At 64.7% G+C, this 1549-nt stretch carries 2 protein-coding genes; both read right to left on the bottom strand.

Going from position 1 to position 1549, the window contains the following annotated elements; translation table 11 throughout:
- Positions 1–2 precede the first annotated feature (2 nt).
- A complete protein-coding gene (locus BN1127_RS05165) occupies positions 3–320 on the bottom strand; it encodes a hypothetical protein (protein ID WP_042648745.1) in 318 nt (105 codons plus the stop codon).
- Positions 321–369: 49 nt separating this feature from the next.
- Positions 370–1239: a PhzF family phenazine biosynthesis protein gene (locus tag BN1127_RS05160; RefSeq protein ID WP_042648744.1), complete on the bottom strand. Its 870-nt coding sequence runs from the start codon at positions 1237–1239 to the stop codon at positions 370–372.
- Positions 1240–1549 lie beyond the last annotated feature (310 nt).

Genomic DNA, 1549 nt, shown 5'->3' with positions numbered 1-1549 from the left:
GATCATGCGTCGGCCCTGCCGCTCAAGGTGGCACCGTTGATGGATGCGGGTAATTGACAACCCAATGCCGCCAACGCGACTTCCCCCGACCAGGGTTGCTCCTCTGCTGCTTGCGCGAGCTGGGTCGTCAAAAACGCCCTGCCTCGCTCGGTGAGCTGGCGGCGCGCACTGCGTCCCACCGGCTGCACACCACCGACCCGCCACAACATATCGTCCAGCTCCCGCCCCGCGACACTGTTGAGCAGGATCCCCTGCCCCGCCGCCAGTGCCAGCAACTTCTCGCTCAGGGCGCGGATCTCCGCTCGCTCGAACAATCCCATCGACATTCTCCCCTGCCTCAACTGACCTGGTATTGCCCATGCTGCCGGCTCAGATCCAGCGCGCCCCGCCGGACACCCGCACAGCACTGCCGGGCTCAACCGGGATCTCGGCATGCAGCCGCGACGACATGCCCATGTCTTCCCCCTGCACTATGTCGATGGCGCCGCCGTGGGGCCAGTGCAGATCGCGCAGGTAACCGGCGAAGGCCGCGGTTGCAGCGCCTGTGGCCGGATCCTCATAGACACCGCCGTAGGCGAAAGCATTGCGGGTGTGAAACAGCCGATCCCCGGCCACATGCACCAACAGAATGGTCACCAGGCCCTCGCGGCGCATCAGCAGACGCCCCTGCGCCAGCGAATAGTGCATGGCCGAGAGCGCTGCGCGATCGCTTAGCGCCAGCACCAGATGATCGGCGCCGCCGTGAATGAGCGCTGGGGGGATGCGGGGATCCAGGCTGGCTGCATCATAGCCAAACAGCGCCAGGGCTTCGCGCATCAAATCCGCCGGCGCCGGTTTGCTGCTGGTCGGCGGGGATTGCAACGCCGCCTGCCACTGCCCCTGCTCATCCTGCCAGCCCGAGACACGGATCTCTGTCTGGTTGAGACAGAGTGCATGATCCCCTGCCCCGAAGCGGCGCGCCAGCGCCACCCCTAGGGCGATGGTCGCATGGCCACAAAACGGCACCTCCGCCTCGGGAGAGAAGTAGCGCACCCGCCATTGCCGTCCGCAGGCCTCTTGCCCCTCACCGTGCAGCGGGGCGGCGAAGGCCGTCTCCGAGAATCCAACCTCTGCGGCGATGCGCTGCATCTCCTCCGCCGTCGGCAGTTGGGCCCCGATCCAGACGCCGGCGGGATTACCCCCCCGGGATCCGTCGGAAAAGGCGGCGATCCGCACCAACTCAGTGACCAGCTCCGTCATGACAACTCCTTGGCTTCTTGCTTCACGAAAAGTGGCTTTCACAAGCTCATCCCTGCGGTCCCTTCCCGGGCGCCCGCATCAGAGGCCCAGCTTACCCATAAAATTATCGTCCGCACAGGTGCCGCTTGAGCGCCGCGGATCCGGGTACTGACAACTAGAGTTGGGAAGACGTGTCTGTATATGAGCCCGCAGTGGAGTGCCATATGTATTCATACACCCTTACGTTCAGGGAAGAGGTCGACAAGTTGACGGCTCCCGAGCACGAGATCTTGCTGCAAAGCCCGGCCCAGGCCGCAATGCTGATCAGTTA

Origin of the sequence: Aeromonas media (genome assembly GCF_000819985.1) — a bacterium.
Taxonomy (GTDB): domain Bacteria; phylum Pseudomonadota; class Gammaproteobacteria; order Enterobacterales; family Aeromonadaceae; genus Aeromonas; species Aeromonas media.
The sequence above is the reverse complement of the archived record's forward strand: the minus strand, read 5'-3'. Positions and strand labels throughout refer to the sequence as shown.